Raw genomic sequence first — 19,945 nt, forward strand, 5'->3', positions numbered from 1 at the left:
CTATAAATTGGACATTAATAGCGTCTATTTAAAAATAATAACCAACGTCTACCCCACCTTATATATCTAAAAAACAAACCTCCAAAAAAAATCAACTTCAAATAAAAAGGAAAAATATTTGTTACTAACACAATAACATTTCCATTTATTCTATATAGACAAACACTTTTAATGCATAAGATTGAAAAACAAACATTTCCGCAACAGAGTGCAATATGCATAAACTTTCTCAACCAACATACAACCCAATAAAAAACAACAATATAAACCAAAAGATGCACTTAAAAGTCAAATGGGGCACATAAAAACCCATACATATAAAGCAGCATAAAATGAATTAAAAATGTTAATTAAATCCAATTCTTAGGTTGCGGTGATAATAATGAAAATGTGATGAAACTCTAAGACTCTCAGATACCAAAGGGTAAAATAAATACCAGATACGAAAGCGAAGAAATAAAAAACATCAACTTCGCGATAAACAAATAAAGCCAAAAATATGGCAATAAAATAAAGAGAGATACGATCATGAGTAAGTTCTATGTAGGTTCTGAAATAGGCCAACTACGCCGCGTTCTTGTTCACCGTCCGGAGAGAGCTCTAACTCACCTAACGCCATCGAACTGTCACGAGTTATTATTCGATGATGTGTTAGCCGTAGAACGCGCAGGTGAAGAGCATGATGTGTTTGCCAACACCTTACGTGAGCAAGGCGTTGAAGTATTACTACTTGGCGACCTACTGGCTGATACGCTTGCAGTACCTGAAGCAAAAGATTGGCTGTTAAACACCCAGGTATCTGACTACCGCTTAGGCAAAGCATTTGCAAATGATGTTCGCTGCTTCTTGGCAGATCTACCACACAAAGAGCTGTCTTCTATTCTTTTAGGTGGCCTAAGCTATGCGGAATTACCGGTTCAATCGTCTTCTATGATGCAAGGCATACACGAGCCTACAGATTTCATTATTGAACCATTACCAAACCACCTATTTACTCGCGATACCTCATGCTGGGTGTATGGCGGGGTTTCAATCAACCCAATGGCAAAAGCGGCTCGCCAACGTGAAACTAATCATGTTCGCGCTATTTACCGCTGGCACCCAACCTTCGCAGGCCAAGATTTCGTTAAGTACTTTGGTGACGAAGAAAAGATTTACGACAACTCAACCATTGAAGGCGGCGATGTACTGGTTATCGGCAAAGGCGCAGTCTTAATTGGCATGTCAGAGCGCACAACACCACAGGGTGTTGAACAACTTGCTTCTAGCCTATTCAAGCACGGTGAAGCGAAGCAAGTGATTGCGATGCAGTTACCTAAGCACCGCTCTTGCATGCACTTAGACACCGTAATGACTCACATGCGTGAAGACACTTTCTCGGTTTACCCTGAAGTCGTCCGTAAAGATGTTCAGTGCTGGAGCCTAACAGGTGACAAATCTGGCGCGGTAAATGTGAAAGAAGAAGGTTACTTCGTTACTGCTATTGAAAAAGCACTCGGACTTGACCAACTAAACCTGATCACAACTGGCGGTGACAGCTTCGAAGCAGAACGTGAGCAGTGGAATGACGCCAACAACGTATTAACGGTTAAACCTGGTGTGGTTATTGGTTACGAACGTAACACCTACACAAATGAAAAATACGACAAGGCGGGTATCACGGTTCTCCCTATCCCTGGCGATGAACTTGGTCGTGGTCGTGGTGGCGCTCGCTGCATGAGCTGCCCAATCGAACGTGACGGTATCTAATCACCCAGATAAAAGATCTAATAATGGCCGGTCTAACAGCCGGCCACACAACAGAAAAATATCTCAGAATCTAATGGCTTAAGCCAAATAAATAATAAGACTGAGAATAAAACCAAGAGAGACGATCGTATGACTAAGCAAACTGTTGTAGTTGCATTAGGGGGTAACGCCCTACTTCGCCGAGGTGAACCACTAGAAGCGGAAACCCAGCGTCAAAACATCGCCAAGGCTGCACAAACAATTGCTGCTATTGGTAAAGCATACAATGTGGTGCTGGTTCACGGTAACGGCCCGCAAGTGGGCTTATTAGCGCTACAAGGGCTGGAATATAAAAAAGTAAACCCATACCCATTAGACGTATTAGGCTCAGAAACGCAAGGCATGATTGGTTACATGCTAATGCAAGAATTGAAAAACCTGCTGCCAGAACAAGACGTGTCTTGCATGCTAACCCAGATGACAGTTGATCCTAACGATCCTGCTTTTGCCGATCCGACGAAACCTATTGGCCCGGTCTATGAAGAAGCTGAAGCGCGTGAAATGGCAGAAAAATACCACTGGACAGTAAAGCCAGATGGCCAGTACTTCCGCCGCGTCGTACCAAGCCCGCTGCCAACAGGTATTGTCGAAAGTGATGCCATTAACACCCTGATCAAACAAGAGCATTTAGTGATCTGCACCGGTGGTGGCGGCATACCCGTGAAAAAAGAGAACGGCAAATTGATTGGTGTCGAAGCTGTTATCGACAAAGACATGTCAGCAGCCTATTTGGCACAACAACTTAACGCTGATGCATTACTGATCCTAACCGATGCTGACGCCGTATACCTCGATTGGGGCACACCAACACAAAAGGCACTTCGCAGCACTACGCCACGCGAACTGTCTCAATATGCCTTTGATGCGGGTTCTATGGGACCAAAGATTGATGCCTCATGCGAATTCATCAAAAAAGGCGGCAAATTAGTCGGAATTGGAGCACTTGAAGATGGCTTAGCCATTCTAAAAGGTGATGCCGGAACAAATATTATTGCATAGTAATAGAATAGTTATTCACAACTCATCAATAATACGTTAAAAAATACATATAAAAACCCAGCTGGCTGTCGCGATAAATCGAATAATCTCGCCTCGGCCAGACAGAGAGATACCGATTCAGAGAGGATAACATCATGGCTTTTAACCTACGTAACCGTAACTTCCTAAAACTTCTAGACTTCACACCACGTGAAATTCAACATATGTTGGATTTATCTGCTGAGCTAAAAAAAGCAAAATACAACGGTTACGAGCAGCCTCGTCTAACAGGCAAAAACATCGCGTTGATCTTTGAAAAGTCATCAACTCGTACTCGCTGTGCATTTGAAGTAGCAGCATTCGACCAAGGCGCTAAAGTGACTTACTTGGGCCCATCTGGTTCTCAAATCGGTCATAAAGAATCAATGAAAGACACAGCTCGTGTACTAGGTCGTATGTACGATGGTATCGAGTACCGTGGCTTTGGCCAGGAAATCGTAGAAGAGCTAGGCGCACATGCTGGTGTACCAGTATGGAATGGTCTAACAGATGAGTTCCACCCAACACAGATCCTTGCTGACTTCCTTACAATGCAAGAACATGGCCGTGGCAAGCAGCTACATGAAATGACATTCGCTTACCTAGGTGATGCCCGCAACAACATGGGTAACTCACTAATGGTTGGCGCTGCTAAAATGGGCATGGACATCCGCTTAGTTGCACCAAAAGCATTCTGGCCTGAAGAAGAGCTTGTGGCACAGTGCCGTGTAATTGCAGAAGAAACTGGTGCCAAAATCACGATGACTGAAGACGTACAAGAAGGCGTTCAAGGTTGTGATTTCCTATACACCGATGTTTGGGTATCAATGGGTGAAGCGAAAGAAGCATGGGCAGAGCGTATTAACCTAATGCTACCTTACCAAGTGAACATGGACATGCTAAAAGCAACAGGCAACCCGCATGTGAAATTCATGCACTGCCTACCTGCATTCCATGGCGAAGATACTATTGTCGGTAAAGAACTAGCACAAGAATACCCAGTGCTAAAAGATGGCGTAGAAGTCACTGACGAAGTGATTGAATCTAAGCATTCTATCGTATTCGACGAAGCAGAAAACCGCATGCACACCATCAAGGCAATCATGGTGGCAACTCTAGGTCAATAATCGACTCTCTTGGGTTTAGTGCCTATCGTTAGCACAAAATAGGCATTATCTCTTCGTATGCATACCGGCTTTTTAAGCCGGTATTTTTATGCCTAGATTGAGCAAGTAACTCATACTGTGTTTTAACAACTATCAAATAAATCACATGGTTACACAGCTTTCTTCTTACCCGAATTTTCCCCTTCAAAGTGCATAAACTTCCGCAAAATGAATACTTTGCGCAAACGCTTGCTCTCTGTGAAAATGGGGGTATAATCCTTCGCAATTTGTCTAAAGAGAGATAAAAAATGCGCCAGTCAGTGATGTCTTACCTGATGCAATACCGCCGATACTCGGCGATGGTGCCGTTTTTCTCTTTTTTTATTTTTTGTAAAAAGAGCCTCCTTTTTTAAGGGGGCTTTTTTTTGGCTGTAAGAATGCAGCTGCTACATTACGTTCATCATTGAGATATTAAGGGAATAGAAGCCATGCCGAATTCGCTGTTTCAAAAGCACATCATTTCCATCCCAGAACTTAGCCGTAAAGAGCTTGAACTGGTCGTTGAAACTGCAAGCACATTAAAAGCTGAGCCAAACCCTGAATTGTTAAAAAACAAGGTTATTGCAAGCTGCTTTTTTGAGCCTTCAACCCGTACGCGCCTATCGTTTGAAACCGCAATTCAGCGCCTAGGTGGCACTGTTATTGGTTTTGACAACGGTGGTAACACATCACTGGCCAAAAAAGGTGAAACACTGTCTGACTCTGTACAAGTCATCTCATCTTATGTTGATGCCTTTGTAATGCGTCACCCTCAAGAGGGAGCGGCTCGCTTAGCTTCTGAATTCTCACATAACGTGCCAGTGATTAATGGTGGTGACGGTGCAAATCAGCACCCAACGCAAACCCTGCTTGATCTGTTTTCTATCTATGAAACACAAGGTAGCTTAGACAACTTGAATGTCGCTTTTGTCGGTGATCTAAAATATGGCCGTACCGTTCACTCTTTGACTCAAGCGTTATCGAAATTCAACAACATCAATTTCTTCTTCATTGCACCTGAAATTCTAGCGATGCCAGATTACATCTGCGAAGAATTGGATGAAGCAGGTATCAACTATAGCCTTCACGCAACCATGGAAGAGGTTATTCCTGAGCTGGATATCCTGTACATGACGCGAGTTCAGAAAGAGCGTTTCGATGAATCTGAATACGCACATATGAAAGCAGCCTATATCTTAACGGCAGACATGCTAAACGAAGCACGTGATAACCTGAAAATATTGCACCCACTACCGCGTGTTGATGAAATCACCATCGATGTTGATAAAACAAAACATGCTTACTACTTCCAGCAGGCTGAGAATGGCGTATATGCTCGCGAAGCACTATTGGCACTAGTACTAAACGAAGCACTTTAAGCAGGAGAGATAACAATGACTAAAGAAACACAGCTACAGGTTGAAGCAATCAAAAATGGTTCTGTTATTGACCACATCCCTGCAAATGTTGGGATCAAGGTACTTAAGCTGTTTAAATTGCATAAAACAAATCAGCGTGTAACGGTTGGCTTAAACCTACCATCATCAGCGCAAGGCGCTAAAGATCTGATTAAGATTGAAAATATCTTCCTCACCGAAGACCAAGCAAATCAGCTTGCCTTGTATGCACCGAAAGCAACAGTGAACCAAATTGAAAACTACGAAGTAGTGAAAAAGCTCAGCCTATCACTGCCAGAGCAAATCAGTGCGATCTTCAAGTGTCCAAACACCAACTGTATTTCTCATGGCGAGCCCGTTGACAGTAGCTTCAAAGTCATCACGAAGAAAGAAGATGTACAGCTGAAATGTAAATACTGCGAGAAGGTTTTCTCTCGCGAAATCGTTACCGAAAACAACTAACACCTAGAAAACGCAGGTGACAGCAAGTCATAAAGCTGTCTCAAACCCTGTCTTTTTTGGTCTGCAAATAAGAATGCCGACTCACCCGTGAGTCGGCTTTTTTATTCTCACTTCTAGAGCGAACAACGCCCGCCTCTGCCCACTACCTTTGAAGAACATCAAAAATAGCAGCGATTAAAATCAAAAAAATAAACGTCAGCTGCACATAATAAAAAGGTCGTTGGCATGAAGTTAATTGCGCGCGCTCCATACTCAGGTTGTTGGCATGTATTAAAACTCTCACTTACCCTCGCTTTCCTGTCTTTTTACCTGTCGGGGTGTATATCCAGCAATGGGGTTGTCAGCTCTGCTTCAAATCACAGCGCCAATAAAATGGTTGTCATTGGTGTACCCATGTTGATTGGGGGTTTTGGCTCCGCGGTACCTGTGAGTAAAGAGTATATGCTGACCGCCAAACATGTTGCCCAAGTCTCTTGGGATTTGGATGTCATCCACCATCCTGTATGTGATCTCTCTTTAGTCAAACGCCCGTCAGACAATGTACCAAAGTGGGGACTGATCTACCCTGACCAAGACGTTTCTCATCACGGACACTCCGTACTCGGCAACAAGATCAAAGGAAAAGGGAAATACCTACAGGATGTCATTGATACCAATACTAATTGCTTATACTCACTCAGTGATGCCCCTGTGATGTCGGGAATGAGTGGCGGCCCGGTATTTAACCAACAAGGTGAAATAGCAGGGATCACTGTCGCTATCGTGCATAACCCTGAAGATCTTCGTAATCTGCGCCCAGCGGAGCGATACAGTCAGTTTGTCCCCTCAACCCTTATTTTTGACTGGCTCAATGCGCTCGGTGTTTCCACACAATCGGCCAGTAAAGATCTGGCTAATATCCAAGTGTCAGAGTATGTCGCTAATCTTAACCGTCCCGATCAACAAAACACTATCCTTGCTAACCATGCAGCTAACAGTAATGAACAAGGAGGAAGTACTTTTACCCCCGTTTCTAACCAAAACAACTTAGCACCTGCAGCCTCTTCCCCACTGGTCAATTATCGCACCCCCTTAAGATCGACTTTTCTGTCACCGCAATCAGCGAATAAAAGTGCCAACGAAGAAAGTGACACAGCAGCTGTCACCACCCAATCAAGCGACAAGCAAAATCAGCGAAATTTACTGAATAAGTCCGGATATAATTCCTTGTATTAAGCAAAAAGTTGGCATTATATTTTGGTGATTGGGGTCAAGAAAACATTGTTGCATTGTTGATATGATGCTTAGGCAAGATTATGCAACTAAATCATTATGTCTTGTAATCACTGTCAGCTTTAATACACGCATATACAAGTCAATAACCATAAAAAGACAATTGCGTAAGGCTGATACTCAAACAGATACGATCTAAAGTGCCAATAAATAACAAGGAGTTGCCCGTGATTGGATCCAATATGCACGGAGCGATGGATGCTTTTTGCCCAGAAGAAAGCATTACAACAGCCTGCAAGCGACTATTACAGCAACAGAGTTTTACGACCCAAGATGACATTCGAGCCCGATTAATTGATATGGGGTTTGAAGATGTAAGTCAGTCTACAGTCTCACGCCTGCTTTCACGCTTGGGTGTCGCTAAAGTACCTAATGCCTACGGCAAGAAAGTGTATTGTCTAACCGTTGAAAATGAGCCCGTTCAAGTCGGTTCATCTATTGCTTCACAAATCGAGTTTATTACCCATAATCAGCTAGTGGTTGTGGTTAAAACACACCCCGGTAGCGCGCAGCTAGTGGCACGTCTTATTGATATACAGCCACATGCAGAGATCCTCGGCACCGTTGGCGGGAACGATACTGTAATGATTGCCCCAAAGGACATTTTACGCATTGAGCAATGTGAGCAGGTCGTTAAAGCTCGACTTGGTGTCCCGGCATAAAGATAAAAAACGTTGGTGATATCAAGTTCGAAGGATGGAAATCCTTTGACCTCAGTGCGAGAGGACTGCAAACTATCGCTCTCTTAATAATGATAAAGTAAGGACATTCAATGACTCAAGTACTACACACAGAGCAGGCACCTGCCGCTATCGGTCCATATGTCCAAGGTGTTGACCTCGGTAACATGGTTCTGACTTCTGGCCAGATCCCTGTAAACCCACAAACTGGTGAAGTGTCTGAAGACATTGCAGAACAAGCACGCCAGTCACTGGAGAACGTGAAGGCCGTTGTTGAATCTTCTGGCCTAAAAGTGTCTGACATCGTTAAAATGACCGTTTTCGTAAAAGATCTTAACGATTTTGCGACAGTAAATGATGTTTACGGCAAATTTTTCGATGAGCACAATGCACCTTACCCTGCTCGCTCTTGTGTTGAAGTTGCACGTCTACCAAAAGATGTAAAAATCGAAATTGAAGCGATTGCAGTACGCAAATAGCTTCATTCAGATAAAATAAAAAAAGCTGCCACTGGCAGCTTTTTTTATTTTTATGATCTGATCATTTCTCAGCGGTGCGCTTCCGTTTCGCTCAACACTTGAGGGAACCATGCGGTAAATAACTCTGGGGATTGTTCCACCGATTGTTTTAAATCGTTACTCGGCCACCAGCGATATGCCATCACCTCTTCTGGATTAGGATCAATGGCGAGCTCACTTACCTGATGCACTAAGATATGATCTAACTCGTGCTCAATTAAGTGGTTATCTAACTCAGCGCGGTAGAGAAAATTGGCAATATCCTCAAGCTGGGTTATATCAACAACGCCCATTTCTTCCTGTAAACGACGAATACCAGCCTGCTCCATCGTCTCGCCTTTACGCGGATGAGAGCAGCACGAATTGGTCCACAGACCGCCGCTATGGTATTTTCCCAATGCTCGCTGCTGCATCAAGTATTCTCGCTGACCCGCATTCTGGCGATAGATCAGTACAGAGAACGCTAAATGTAAATCACCATCCCGGTGCGCTTGCATTTTTTCTTTTTCGCCCAGCTCCTTGCCCTGCGGATCGACTAAAATAACTTGTTCGTTAATCATTCTTTTATTTCTACACAAATAAAAAGGACACGCTAATGCATGTCCTTATACACTTTTTCAGCCATAATGCTAGCATCACGGCCAATGTTATAATTCTAGCTCGCCGAACGCTGTGCTGCTTCTGCATTAAGCTCCTGAAGCTTATTTTCCATCACGCCACGAGACTGCTTTGAAAGCTCGCGTACATCTTCTTTGGTCAACCCTTCGGTTGAAATAGGCGCGAGTATCTCAACAATTACAACGCCGTTATCCCAGCGATTCAGGTTCACATGTTCCGTTGTGCTACACACAATCGGCACAACAGGTACTTCTGCACCAATTGCGGCATGAAATGCGCCCGTTTTAAATGGCAATAAGCCACGGCCACGAGAGCGAGTGCCTTCTGGGAACATCCAAATAGAGACCTTACGTTGTTTGATTTTTTCAACAACCTGACCAATGGTACCAGCCGCTTTACTACGGTTTGCACGGTCAATCAAAATATTACCCGTTAACCAGTACAGCTGACCAAATAAAGGCATCCATAACAGGCTTTTTTTACCAACAGTCACTGTTCGCGGCATGATCGCACCAGAAACCGTAAATAAATCATAATTATTTTGGTGGTTAGCAATATATACACTCGGCCCATATTGCTCTGGGTTCTCAGGAAAACGAATGTCTAATTTTATGCCAAAAATGCGCGCCATCTTACTAAAGTGGCGACCAACAGTATGAACATTTTTAGGGTTACGTGGGCTTAGTAAGCAGTAACCACAACCAAAAATAAACATGACAACAGCAAACGCTGCTACAGCGATCATGCGTAGTACAAATAACATTAGATTTCCCTCAGCGTACAAGTGTTCGCTAGTATACTTAGGCTGGAAGAAAAAACACCTTTTATGTGTAGAAATTAGACGACTAACATCGCTTCACTTCCCCCCCCTCGCTATGCACTTATTTTCGCGGTATCACTGTGCTGCCCGCTCAAAAAAGCCCTCCGATTGGAGGGCTTCATTCAGTAACGTCGGTTATTCACTCACCGCATCATCAGGAATATCGATTTCCATCCGCGTGACTCGCTGTAAACCTCGAGGCAGCATGCTGCCTCTGCGTCCTCGTTCACCACGGAAGTTCTCAAGATCTGAAGGCTTCAAACCAAGCTTCCGCTTGCCAGCATGAAGCGTTAGCGTACTGCCATGCGGTAACACCACGAGCTGAGACAAAAACTCTTCTCGCGATTTTGAACGAGCTGCTGGAATATTGATGATCTTGTTACCCTTACCTTTCCCTAGTTGAGGCAGGTCTTTAATCGGGAACAACAACATACGCCCTTCATTCGTGATAGCCAAAATATCATCATTATTAATGTCCAAGATTGGCTGTGGCGGCATCACTTCCGCGCTTTCAGGCACCGTCAGCAACGCTTTACCATTCTTGTTCTTAGAGACCATATCTGAACCTTTACAGATAAAGCCATAACCCGCATCAGACCCCATCAACCAAAGCTGCTCGTCCTCAGACATCATGACCTGACACATTTGAGTTCCAGGGGTTAGATTCAAGCGGCCTGTAATCGGCTCTCCTTGGCTTCGAGCTGAAGGCAAGGTATGTGACTCAAGCGCATAACTACGCCCATCACTGCCAAGGAAAATGGCAGGCTGATTGCTCTTGCCTCGAGCATGCGCCAAGAAGCTATCACCCGATTTGTAATTTAGCGTACTTGGATCGACCTCATGCCCTTTAGCATGACGGATCCAACCTTTCTCCGAGAGCACAACAGTAATAGCTTCACTTGGGATCAAGTCGCGTTCCGTTAATGCTTTGGCTTCTTCACGCTCAACCAGTGGTGAACGACGGTCATCACCATACTTCTCGGCATCAGCCAAGATTTCTTTCTTGATCAATGTATTCAGGCGACGTTCTGAGCCTAATAGCTTTTCAAGATAATCACGCTCTTTGGAAAGTTCATCTTGCTCGCCACGGATCTTAAACTCTTCCAATTTAGCTAACTGGCGCAGTTTAATTTCAAGGATGGCATCGGCCTGAATGACACTTAAGTCAAAACGTGACATTAACTCGGCTTTAGGGTCATCCTCATTACGAATAATTTCGATGACTTCATCAATATTGAGATACGCAGCCAATAAACCTTCAAGGATATGAAGACGGGCAATGACCTTATCAAGGCGGTATTGAAGACGACGACGAACTGTCGTACGACGGAACTCAAGCCACTCAGAGATGATTTGAACCAAGCCTTTAACTTGCGGGCGATTATCAAGCCCCAGCATATTCAGGTTGACGCGGAAACTCTTTTCCAAATCTGTTGATGCAAACAGGTGGTTCATCAGCTGTTCGCAATCAATGCGGTTTGAACGCGGCACAATCACGATACGAGTTGGATTTTCGTGATCAGATTCATCACGTAAATCATCGACCATTGGCAGTTTTTTCGCACGCATCTGGTTGGCGATTTGCTCAAGTAACTTCGAGCCAGACACCTGATGTGGCAACGCAGTGATCACGATATCACTGCTTTCTTTATGCCAAATTGCGCGCATTTTAATGCTACCACGACCCGTCCGGTACACCTTTTTCAGGTCGTCTTTCGAGGTAATGATTTCTGCTTCAGTCGGATAATCGGGGCCTTTGACAAACTCCATCACATCATCGAGTTCCGTTTTCGGATTATCGATCATATGGACTGCAGCATGGGCGACTTCACGGGCATTGTGCGGCGGAATGTCTGTGGCCATACCAACCGCAATACCCGTTATGCCATTCAATAGAATATGCGGCAAACGCGCAGGTAACATTTTCGGCTCTTTCATTGTGCCGTCAAAGTTATCCCCCCAATCCACTGTACCCTGGCCTAGCTCTGCCAGTAGCACCTCAGAAAAACGCGACAAACGCGATTCGGTATAACGCATCGCAGCGAATGATTTCGGGTCATCGGGTGCCCCCCAGTTCCCCTGACCATCAACCAACGGGTAACGGTATGAAAAGGGCTGAGCCATTAATACCATGGCTTCATAACAAGCTGAGTCACCATGCGGGTGATATTTACCCAGCACATCACCCACGGTACGGGCTGATTTTTTGTATTTTGCTGTCGCCGACAAACCCAGCTCAGACATGGCGTAAATAATACGTCGCTGTACAGGTTTAAGGCCATCACCAATAAACGGCAAAGCACGATCCATGATTACGTACATGGAATAATTCAGATAAGCGTCTTCGGTAAACTTCCTTAGAGGAAGCTGCTCTACGCCATCGATTGAGACATCAGTCATCGTCGGGTATTCCGTTAAGTCTTTTTGCAACAAGCTGGCACCTTGCCAACCTGCTCATTAAATCATTATGGGGCACCGCAAGGCGGTATTAAATGGCGTTATACTTCCGCCATATCACCTTTCTCTTGCAGCCAATGGCGACGATCTTCTGCACGTTTTTTGCCCAGAAGCATATCCATCATTTCATTAGTCTGCTCATCATCATCAATGGTTAACTGCACCAAGCGACGAGTATTGGGATCCATGGTGGTTTCGCGCAACTGTAGTGGGTTCATTTCACCCAGACCTTTAAATCGCTGTACGTTCACCTTGCCACGTTTGCCACTTAGGCGATCTAAAATGCCATCTTTTTCAGCATCATCAAGTGCATAGAAAACTTCTTTTCCCAAGTCGATACGATACAAGGGTGGCATCGCAATATAGACATGCCCAGCGCGTACTAACGACTCGAAGTGTTTAACAAAAAGCGCACATAACAAGGTCGCAATATGGAGACCATCGGAGTCAGCATCGGCAAGAACACAGATTTTACCGTAGCGTAAGCCACTTAAATCATCGCTATCAGGATCGATCCCGAGAGCGACAGAAATATCGTGGACTTCTTGAGAAGCAAGCACTTGATCTGCCGACACTTCCCACGTATTCAAGATTTTACCACGTAGCGGCATGATAGCTTGGAATACGCGATCACGAGCCTGCTTAGCAGAACCACCCGCCGAGTCACCTTCCACTAAGAACAGTTCGGTGCGAGAAAGATCTTGCTGTGAACAATCGGCTAACTTACCAGGTAGTGCTGGTCCTGACGCAATTTTCTTACGGACCACTTTTTTACTGGCACGCATACGTCGGTGTGCATTCGCAATACACACTTCGGCGAGTTGCTCAGCGAGCTGTGGACGTTCATTCAGCCACAAGCTGAAGGCATCTTTTACCACTCCAGAAACGAATGCCGCACATTGACGTGATGACAAGCGCTCTTTGGTCTGACCCGCAAACTGAGGATCTTGTATTTTCACTGAGAGTACGTAGGCACAGCGCTCCCAAATATCATCTGCGGTTAGTTTTACACCACGCGGGAGTAGATTACGGAACTCACAGAATTCACGCATGGCATCCAACAAACCTTGGCGTAAACCATTAACGTGCGTACCGCCCTGAGCCGTTGGGATCAGGTTAACATAGCTTTCAGTGACTAATTCACCGCCTTCTGGCAACCAGAGTAACGCCCAGTCAGCCGCTTCTGATTGACCACTGAAGACCCCCGTAAACGGTTCTTCCGGCAGTAAGGTATACCCTTTAACGCCTTCCGCTAGGTAGTCTTTTAAACCATCTTCATAACACCAGCGTACGGTTTCATCTGTGCCTTTGTCAGTAAAAACAATTTCCAGGCCAGGGCACAGTACCGCTTTCGCTTTAAGGTTGCTTTTAAGTCGAGTAACAGAGAATTTAGGGCTATCGAAATATGAAACATCAGGCCAAAAGTGAACACTCGTCCCTTTGGCACGACGCCCACACGTTCCAATCACTTCAAGCTCAGAAACCTTATCACCATTCTCGAAGGCGATTTGATACACTTGGCCATCACGTTTAACCGTGACTTCAACACGTTTAGAAAGGGCGTTGACGACTGAAATCCCCACCCCGTGCAAACCACCGGAAAACTGATAGTTTTTACCCGAGAATTTACCACCGGCATGAAGCTTACAAAGGATCAGTTCGACACCAGATACCCCTTCTTCCGGGTGGATATCGACGGGCATGCCTCGGCCATCATCGATAACCTCTAGCGATTGATCGGCATGGAGAATGACCTCCACTTTTCGGGCATGGCCAGCCAAAGCTTCATCGACACTGTTATCGATAACTTCCTGACCAAGGTGATTGGGCCTTGCCGTATCGGTATACATACCCGGACGGCGGCGGACTGGCTCAAGGCCATTTAGAACCTCAATGGCTCCAGCGTTATAGCTTTGCTCTGTCATAGTTACGGAAATTTACGGAAATTTTTGCCACAATAGTCAGTAACCCCAGCTCGGTTGTCAAGCAGGGGCCGATGATGAGACCCACAATTGTGAGTCGAGTTTGATCAATGTTAAGGCTTATAGCCCTAAGAATTTAATGATGTCAGCAGGATAGCGTTCAAATCCAACAAAACTGTGATCGCCTTCTGGCTCAACCGTTTGTCGGCAGGCTGCGTACTTATCGACGGCCTGTCGGTAATCGAGCACTTCGTCACCTTCTTGTTGCAGTAACCAAAATTGCTCTGGACGGGGAATAGAAGCGACATCAATTTGTCGAAGCTCTTCTATATGCTTTGGCTCTAACCAATAGCGTTCACCAGTGTATGGGTTTTGCTGTTCACCAAGGTAATCTTGCAACAACTCATACGGCTTTACTGCTGGGTTAACCAATACCGCCGGAAGCTGAAACTGCTCATTGAGCCAAGTAGAAATATAGCCGCCTAGCGAACTTCCCACCAGCCCTATTTGATACTCCCCGACAAACTGCTGTACATACGCCTCTATAAAAGCGACCGCTTCTGCAGGATAATTTGGCATCTGAGGGATTTCAACCCGAATATCTGCTCGCTCATGGCGACAATATTCAGCCATTAGCTGTGCTTTAAGTGAATTTGGCGAGCTATTGAAACCATGAATGTACAACAGTAAAGGCTTCATTTAATAACCTGATGAGTCGAATTTGGGAATAAAATCATTGCCGTCAATGCGATAAACCTGCGTATTCAGTTGCCCGTCTGCCGTTAGCTCCAGCATTCGCCATCCTGGGTTTTGGCGATCTAACGCAAAGTCATGGGAGTCTGGCTGGAATTGAATACAGGTTGAAGGAGTTGCCAACACTCGTACACCATGAAACGTCCGATCAAGCTCTTGGTGGATATGTCCACATAATACCGCCTGAACTTGCGGGTATTTATCGACAACTTGCCAAAATGCTTCAGCATTGTGTAACTGATGCTGATCCAGCCAAGTGCTACCCGCAGGTAGAGGGTGATGATGCAATAAAATTAATGCGTGGCGCTCAGGGTAAGCTGACAACGCCTGATCGAGCATCGCCAACTGCTGCATACTAAGCTCACCATGCGGCACCCCTTTAACCTGGCTATCGAGTAAGATAACTTGCCAATGCTCACCCGCCAATACTTGATGACAAGGTTTGATCTGCGGGGAAGGCAATACAGCCTGCATACTTGGTTGGTAATCATGGTTGCCAGGCAACCAGAAGCAAGGCTGTGGCCAACGCGCAATACCATCGCAGAAACGCTGATAAGAGGTTTCTGTATGATCTTGAGAGATGTCCCCCGTTGCCACAATGGCATCAAACGGGCGCACAGAAGCATCTACCGCATCTAATACGGCATTAAAGCTGTCTTTCGTCGCGACCCCCAACAAGCTACCGCATTCATCGGCAAATAGGTGGGTGTCGGTAATTTGAAGTAGAACCACGCTATCGGGGTTCGCCTGTGGCAGAGTGTAGTTCTGCAAAACGTCAAAAACCTTGTCTATCTATACTGTTAACAAACCGACTGTCTACTGATCCCATTTTTTAAGCAATATGCCAACCAGTCACCTAAAAAGCGATTTACTTGGTGCTTTTCGTCTTTCTGGTGCATTCGCAAATTCGGGTAATCATACCTTGGCTTAAGCCGTGAAATCTGCTGAGCTGAGCACACTTCTGCGACCCTAGCATCATGATAAAGCCTTACTTTTAAACGGGGTACCATGTAATCTGGCAACGCGTCATCCCCCAATAAGCACAGTTCGATCACTGTGGTATAGCGGGTCGACTCAATGACGGTCAAATGGTATTCATGGTCAAAGACACAATAAACACACCTATCTCCCACCTGATCGTTTTTTGGCAGTAATGGGAGCAGCTTCGCATAGTTCGTCTCATAAAGACGCATGATACCAGCAAAATCAACGGAGTATCGTCTATTCAATCGGCATCCTTTATCAGTGGGTAATTTTATCCAGCTTCAGCCTGTAGCCGTATATAGTTTAGTTGCAACCATTGTAGCGCAATGATTGAAGCCGCATTTTCAATTTTACCAGATTCTACCCACTGATAAGCGACCATTCTTGGTACAACGTGTACACGGATATCTTCACCTTCTTCTGGCAAGCCATGAATACCCTGGGCTAGCGTACTATCAACACGGCCAATAAAAATATCTAATGTCTCCGAGCAACCACCAGAGCTTGATAAGTAACTTGTGATTTTTTCAACTTGAGTCACCGTTACCCCAGCTTCCTCAACCACTTCTCGGCACACCACATCTTGAGAGCTTTCACCTTCTTCGATGATCCCTGCGACAATTTCTAACTGCCAAGGCGTACAATCTGCGGCCATCGCACCAACACGAAACTGTTCGACAATAACAACACAATCAGTGACGGGATCATAAGGCAATAAGGCCGCAGCATGACCGCGTTCAAATAGCTCACGTTCAATGGGCTGACTCCATCCACCAGCAAATAAACGATGGCGAAAACGGTATTTCACCATGCTAAAATAACCTTGATAGAGCGATTCGGTGGACAGCACTTCGATGTCATTGCGAGTAAATGACGTTAATTCACTGTCCTTCGAGGAGTGATTTTTCATTCCAACTTCCCTTTGAATTACTATTGCTCACCTAATGACTGAGAACTCAATAAGCTACACATTGTATTTTTTCATTCATAATGCCCACCATCAATGATTTAATTCAACATTTATGACAAAAATTGTGATTTTATTTAAGTCCTTTTTTTAACTTGAATAGATTACAATCACATATAAAGCAGTAAACCGCGTAAAATAAAGTAAAACTGAAAAATGATCAGTTTCAGGCAAGTAAACATCAGGTACACTGATGTCTTGCTCGTTTTTTGTCAGGACCAGGAAAGGCATTCATGAAAAAATTGCTTCCGCTTATTGTTAGCGTTGCGCTTGGCGGCTTCAGCCAGTTAGCACTGGCTGATGATTTAGCCGAAATATACCAACAAGCCAAACAAAATGACCCGCAGCTGTTGCGCTCAGCTGCTGATAAAGATGCCGCTTTTGAAGCGATTAATTCGACTCGAAGTGCATTGCTACCACAAATTAACCTAACCGCTGGTTACAACACTGCTTTCCTTGATGGTAAAGACAGTGATGATGGCTTTAACGGCGGCCTGACGCTAGACCAGTCGATTTATAATCGTTCAAGCTGGATTAGCCTAGACATCAGTGAAAAACAAGCTCGCCAAAGTGATGCGGCTTATGCTGCAACCCAGCAAGCGCTTATTTTACGTGTATCTGATGCATACTTTGCAGTGCTGCGTGCAATGGACAGCCTTGAATTCGTGCGAGCAGAAAAAGCCGCGGTTGGCCGTCAGCTAGAGCAAACGAAGCAACGTTTCGAAGTCGGGCTATCCGCAATTACTGATGTACACGATGCACAAGCTCAGTACGATAGCGTATTGGCCGATGAGATCCTTGCTGAAAACTCATTAATCAATAGCTACGAAGGACTGCGTGAAATCACCGGTCAAGAGCATACTGATCTGCACATTCTTGACACGAACCGCTTTGCTGCAAGCGCACCAAGAGCCCGTGTACTGGATTTAGTGAAAGATGCTGAAAGCGAAAACTTAAGCTTACTAACATCGCGTATTTCTCAAGATATTGCTCGTGATCAAATCACCCTTGCTGAATCTGGTCACTTGCCAACGTTGTCTTTCAACGCGGGTTACAACTATGATGAGAAAAACATTAATAGCCGTGATGATGGTACGCTGAATGCGGGTATCAACCTTTCGTTACCGGTTTATACCGGTGGCCGTACAACGTCTGAAGTGAAACAGGCACAATTCTCGTATGTTTCTGCAAGTGAAGACTTGGAAGGCTCATACCGCAGTGTTGTAAAAGATGTACGTGCGTTCTACAACAATATTAACGCTTCTATTGGTGCACTACGTGCTTACCAGCAGTCGGTTGTTTCAGCACAATCAGCACTTGAAGCAACAGAAGCTGGTTTTGATGTGGGTACACGTACCATTGTTGATGTATTAGATGCAACACGCCGTCTATATGATGCCAACCGTCAGCTCGCAAACGCGCGCTACGATTACATCATTAGCCAACTTCAGCTTAAACAAGCTGTCGGTTCATTGAATGAACAAGACGTCATTGATGTAAATGCAGGTCTAAGACAAGCGAAGTAATTACATCGCTTTGCTACTCGTAAAAGAACGAAAAAAAGCGCCATCTCAATGGCGCTTTTTTGTATCCGCTTTTCACGTTATAACAAGGTGAGAGGCTACCCTCGACCACCTCTGATCGCATCAATAATTTCAGTGGTTGAGCAACCGTCTTCAAAATTAAGAACGCGTACTTCACCACCAGCAGCAACGACTTCTTGACCACCTGCGATCTCTTCAGGCTTGTAATCACCGCCTTTAACCAACAACGTCGGTAATATTTCACTGATCAAGCGTTGTGGCGTTTCTTCCGTAAATGGTACCACCCAATCAACAGCGCCCAAACCGGCTAAGACAGCCATTCGGCGATCTTCCGGGTTTACTGGACGACCAGGCCCCTTCAAGGTCTGTACCGAGCTGTCAGAATTCACTGCAACAATCAAACGGTCACCCAACTTGGCAGCTTCGTTCAAATACGCGACATGACCTGCATGCAGAATATCGAAACAGCCATTGGTCATAACCACTTTCTCACCACGAGCACGCGCCGACTTTACCGCTTGCTTAAGCTGCGCTTCGCCAATCACCCCATAGCCGCTGTCTTGGCTACCGTGAATGGCATCCGTCAACTCAATGGTGGAAAGTGTCGATGTACCCAGCTTACCCACGACAACACCCGCAGCTGCATTTGCTAACTTGCAAGCATCGGCCAGTGATTTACCTGCAGCAAAAGACGCTGCGAGTACTGAAATAACCGTATCGCCCGCCCCAGTCACATCGTAAACTTCTTTCGCTAACGTCGGCATATGCAGAGGAGGCTGGCCTTTTTGCAGTAAGGTCATACCATGCTCGCTTCGCGTCACCAACAAGGCTTCAAAATCACACCGCTCAATAAGGGCTAAACCTTTCTCAACCAACTCTTCATCAGAATTGCTCTTACCGACAACGGCTTCAAACTCTGACAGGTTTGGCGTTAACAACGTAGCACCACGGTAACGTTCAAAGTCTGCCCCTTTAGGGTCAACCATCACTGGCATACCAGCTTTACGAGCCAATTGGATCATTGCTTGAACATGCTCAAGTGCGCCTTTACCGTAATCAGATAAGATAACGGCTTTCGCTTGGCCAATAGACTGTTCAATACGTGGCAGGATTAAATCGGCATCAACATCGTGAAAACCTTCTTCAAAATCTAAACGGATCAACTGCTGTCCACGGCTCATTACACGCAATTTAGTGATGGTTGGATAATTAGCTAAAGGCACAAAATCACAGCGAACATCTAACGAGCTGAGTTTTTCGGTTAGGGCTTTAGCTGGCTCATCCATCCCAGTTAAACCGATTAAGCGCGCATGCCCACCTAGTGCTGCAATGTTCATTGCAACGTTGGCTGCACCACCAGGGCGCTCTTCAATCTGATCGACCTTTACCACTGGTACCGGAGCTTCAGGTGAAATACGACCTGTAGGTCCATACCAATAGCGATCTAACATAACATCGCCAACCACCAGCACACCTGCTTGATCATAATCAGGAAGCGTCAGTTTCATTTTTTTCTCCGGGGTTGTGATAACTGCCAAATATTAACATAAAGCCAACTCACCATGCATTAATCGCAATGGAAATACTAACCCTATCAATAG

The 19,945-nt window shown here is 45.2% G+C and carries 18 protein-coding genes; 9 read left to right on the forward strand and 9 right to left on the reverse strand.

The annotated features are described in order from the left end of the window. Window positions 1-528 precede the first annotated feature (528 nt). The 8 genes from arcA to L4D09_RS09970 all read left to right on the forward strand — a co-directional run bounded on the left by arcA (window position 529) and on the right by L4D09_RS09970 (window position 8,240). Entirely contained in the window at window positions 529-1,749 is a 1,221-nt protein-coding gene (gene arcA / locus L4D09_RS09935; RefSeq protein WP_428457350.1) for an arginine deiminase, read from the forward strand. 129 nt (window positions 1,750-1,878) lie between these two features. Next, entirely contained in the window at window positions 1,879-2,787 is a 909-nt protein-coding gene (gene arcC / locus L4D09_RS09940; RefSeq protein ID WP_428457351.1) for a carbamate kinase, read from the forward strand. A gap of 134 nt (window positions 2,788-2,921) precedes the next feature. After that, window positions 2,922-3,932 carry an ornithine carbamoyltransferase gene (gene argF, locus L4D09_RS09945; RefSeq protein WP_428457352.1) on the forward strand — a complete coding sequence of 337 codons (1,011 nt, stop codon included), beginning with the start codon at window positions 2,922-2,924 and terminating at the stop codon, window positions 3,930-3,932. Window positions 3,933-4,399: 467 nt separating this feature from the next. After that, window positions 4,400-5,329 (forward strand): aspartate carbamoyltransferase, encoded by a 930-nt coding sequence (pyrB, locus tag L4D09_RS09950; protein ID WP_428457353.1) that lies wholly within the window; start codon window positions 4,400-4,402, stop codon window positions 5,327-5,329. 15 nt (window positions 5,330-5,344) lie between these two features. Next, a complete protein-coding gene (gene pyrI, locus L4D09_RS09955) occupies window positions 5,345-5,809 on the forward strand; it encodes an aspartate carbamoyltransferase regulatory subunit (protein ID WP_428457354.1) in 465 nt (154 codons plus the stop codon). A 225-nt stretch (window positions 5,810-6,034) separates the two neighbouring features. Further along, window positions 6,035-7,024: a S1 family peptidase gene (locus L4D09_RS09960; protein ID WP_428457355.1), complete on the forward strand. Its 990-nt coding sequence runs from the start codon at window positions 6,035-6,037 to the stop codon at window positions 7,022-7,024. A gap of 239 nt (window positions 7,025-7,263) precedes the next feature. Next, complete coding sequence (locus L4D09_RS09965; protein WP_428457441.1) at window positions 7,264-7,743, forward strand: arginine repressor; 480 nt, start codon at window positions 7,264-7,266, stop codon at window positions 7,741-7,743. A 110-nt stretch (window positions 7,744-7,853) separates the two neighbouring features. Then, window positions 7,854-8,240 (forward strand): enamine/imine deaminase, encoded by a 387-nt coding sequence (locus L4D09_RS09970; protein WP_428457356.1) that lies wholly within the window; start codon window positions 7,854-7,856, stop codon window positions 8,238-8,240. Window positions 8,241-8,308: 68 nt separating this feature from the next. On the opposite strand, the gene idi is transcribed toward L4D09_RS09970, so the two are convergent. The 8 genes from idi to nudF all read right to left on the reverse strand — a co-directional run bounded on the left by idi (window position 8,309) and on the right by nudF (window position 16,743). Beyond that, on the reverse strand, window positions 8,309-8,839 hold the full coding sequence (gene idi / locus L4D09_RS09975) for an isopentenyl-diphosphate Delta-isomerase (protein ID WP_428457357.1): 531 nt from the start codon (window positions 8,837-8,839) through the stop codon (window positions 8,309-8,311). Window positions 8,840-8,934: 95 nt separating this feature from the next. Continuing rightward, complete coding sequence (locus L4D09_RS09980; RefSeq protein ID WP_428457358.1) at window positions 8,935-9,660, reverse strand: 1-acylglycerol-3-phosphate O-acyltransferase; 726 nt, start codon at window positions 9,658-9,660, stop codon at window positions 8,935-8,937. A gap of 192 nt (window positions 9,661-9,852) precedes the next feature. Further along, the gene (parC, locus tag L4D09_RS09985) at window positions 9,853-12,117 is read right to left on the reverse strand and encodes a DNA topoisomerase IV subunit A (protein WP_428457442.1); all 2,265 of its coding nucleotides are present in this window, start codon (window positions 12,115-12,117) and stop codon (window positions 9,853-9,855) included. A 98-nt stretch (window positions 12,118-12,215) separates the two neighbouring features. Next, the gene (gene parE, locus L4D09_RS09990; RefSeq protein WP_428457359.1) at window positions 12,216-14,099 is read right to left on the reverse strand and encodes a DNA topoisomerase IV subunit B; all 1,884 of its coding nucleotides are present in this window, start codon (window positions 14,097-14,099) and stop codon (window positions 12,216-12,218) included. 117 nt (window positions 14,100-14,216) lie between these two features. Further along, window positions 14,217-14,795: an esterase YqiA gene (gene yqiA / locus L4D09_RS09995; protein ID WP_428457360.1), complete on the reverse strand. Its 579-nt coding sequence runs from the start codon at window positions 14,793-14,795 to the stop codon at window positions 14,217-14,219. Next, window positions 14,796-15,620, reverse strand: coding sequence for a 3',5'-cyclic-AMP phosphodiesterase (cpdA, locus tag L4D09_RS10000; RefSeq protein ID WP_428457361.1), 825 nt, complete (start codon window positions 15,618-15,620; stop codon window positions 14,796-14,798). Window positions 15,621-15,649: 29 nt separating this feature from the next. Then, on the reverse strand, window positions 15,650-16,078 hold the full coding sequence (locus tag L4D09_RS10005) for a DUF1249 family protein (RefSeq protein ID WP_428457362.1): 429 nt from the start codon (window positions 16,076-16,078) through the stop codon (window positions 15,650-15,652). 26 nt (window positions 16,079-16,104) lie between these two features. After that, complete coding sequence (gene nudF, locus L4D09_RS10010; protein ID WP_428457363.1) at window positions 16,105-16,743, reverse strand: ADP-ribose diphosphatase; 639 nt, start codon at window positions 16,741-16,743, stop codon at window positions 16,105-16,107. Between the two features lie 290 nt (window positions 16,744-17,033). On the opposite strand from nudF, the gene tolC reads away from it, so the two are divergent. Continuing rightward, a complete protein-coding gene (gene tolC / locus L4D09_RS10015; RefSeq protein WP_428457364.1) occupies window positions 17,034-18,326 on the forward strand; it encodes an outer membrane channel protein TolC in 1,293 nt (430 codons plus the stop codon). Window positions 18,327-18,421: 95 nt separating this feature from the next. Here the strand turns inward: tolC and hldE are convergent, their stop codons facing one another. Further along, complete coding sequence (hldE, locus tag L4D09_RS10020) at window positions 18,422-19,852, reverse strand: bifunctional D-glycero-beta-D-manno-heptose-7-phosphate kinase/D-glycero-beta-D-manno-heptose 1-phosphate adenylyltransferase HldE (protein ID WP_428457365.1); 1,431 nt, start codon at window positions 19,850-19,852, stop codon at window positions 18,422-18,424. Window positions 19,853-19,945: the final 93 nt, after the last annotated feature.

Origin of the sequence: Photobacterium makurazakiensis (assembly GCF_050336715.1) — a bacterium.
GTDB classification, from domain to species: Bacteria; Pseudomonadota; Gammaproteobacteria; order Enterobacterales; family Vibrionaceae; genus Photobacterium; species Photobacterium makurazakiensis.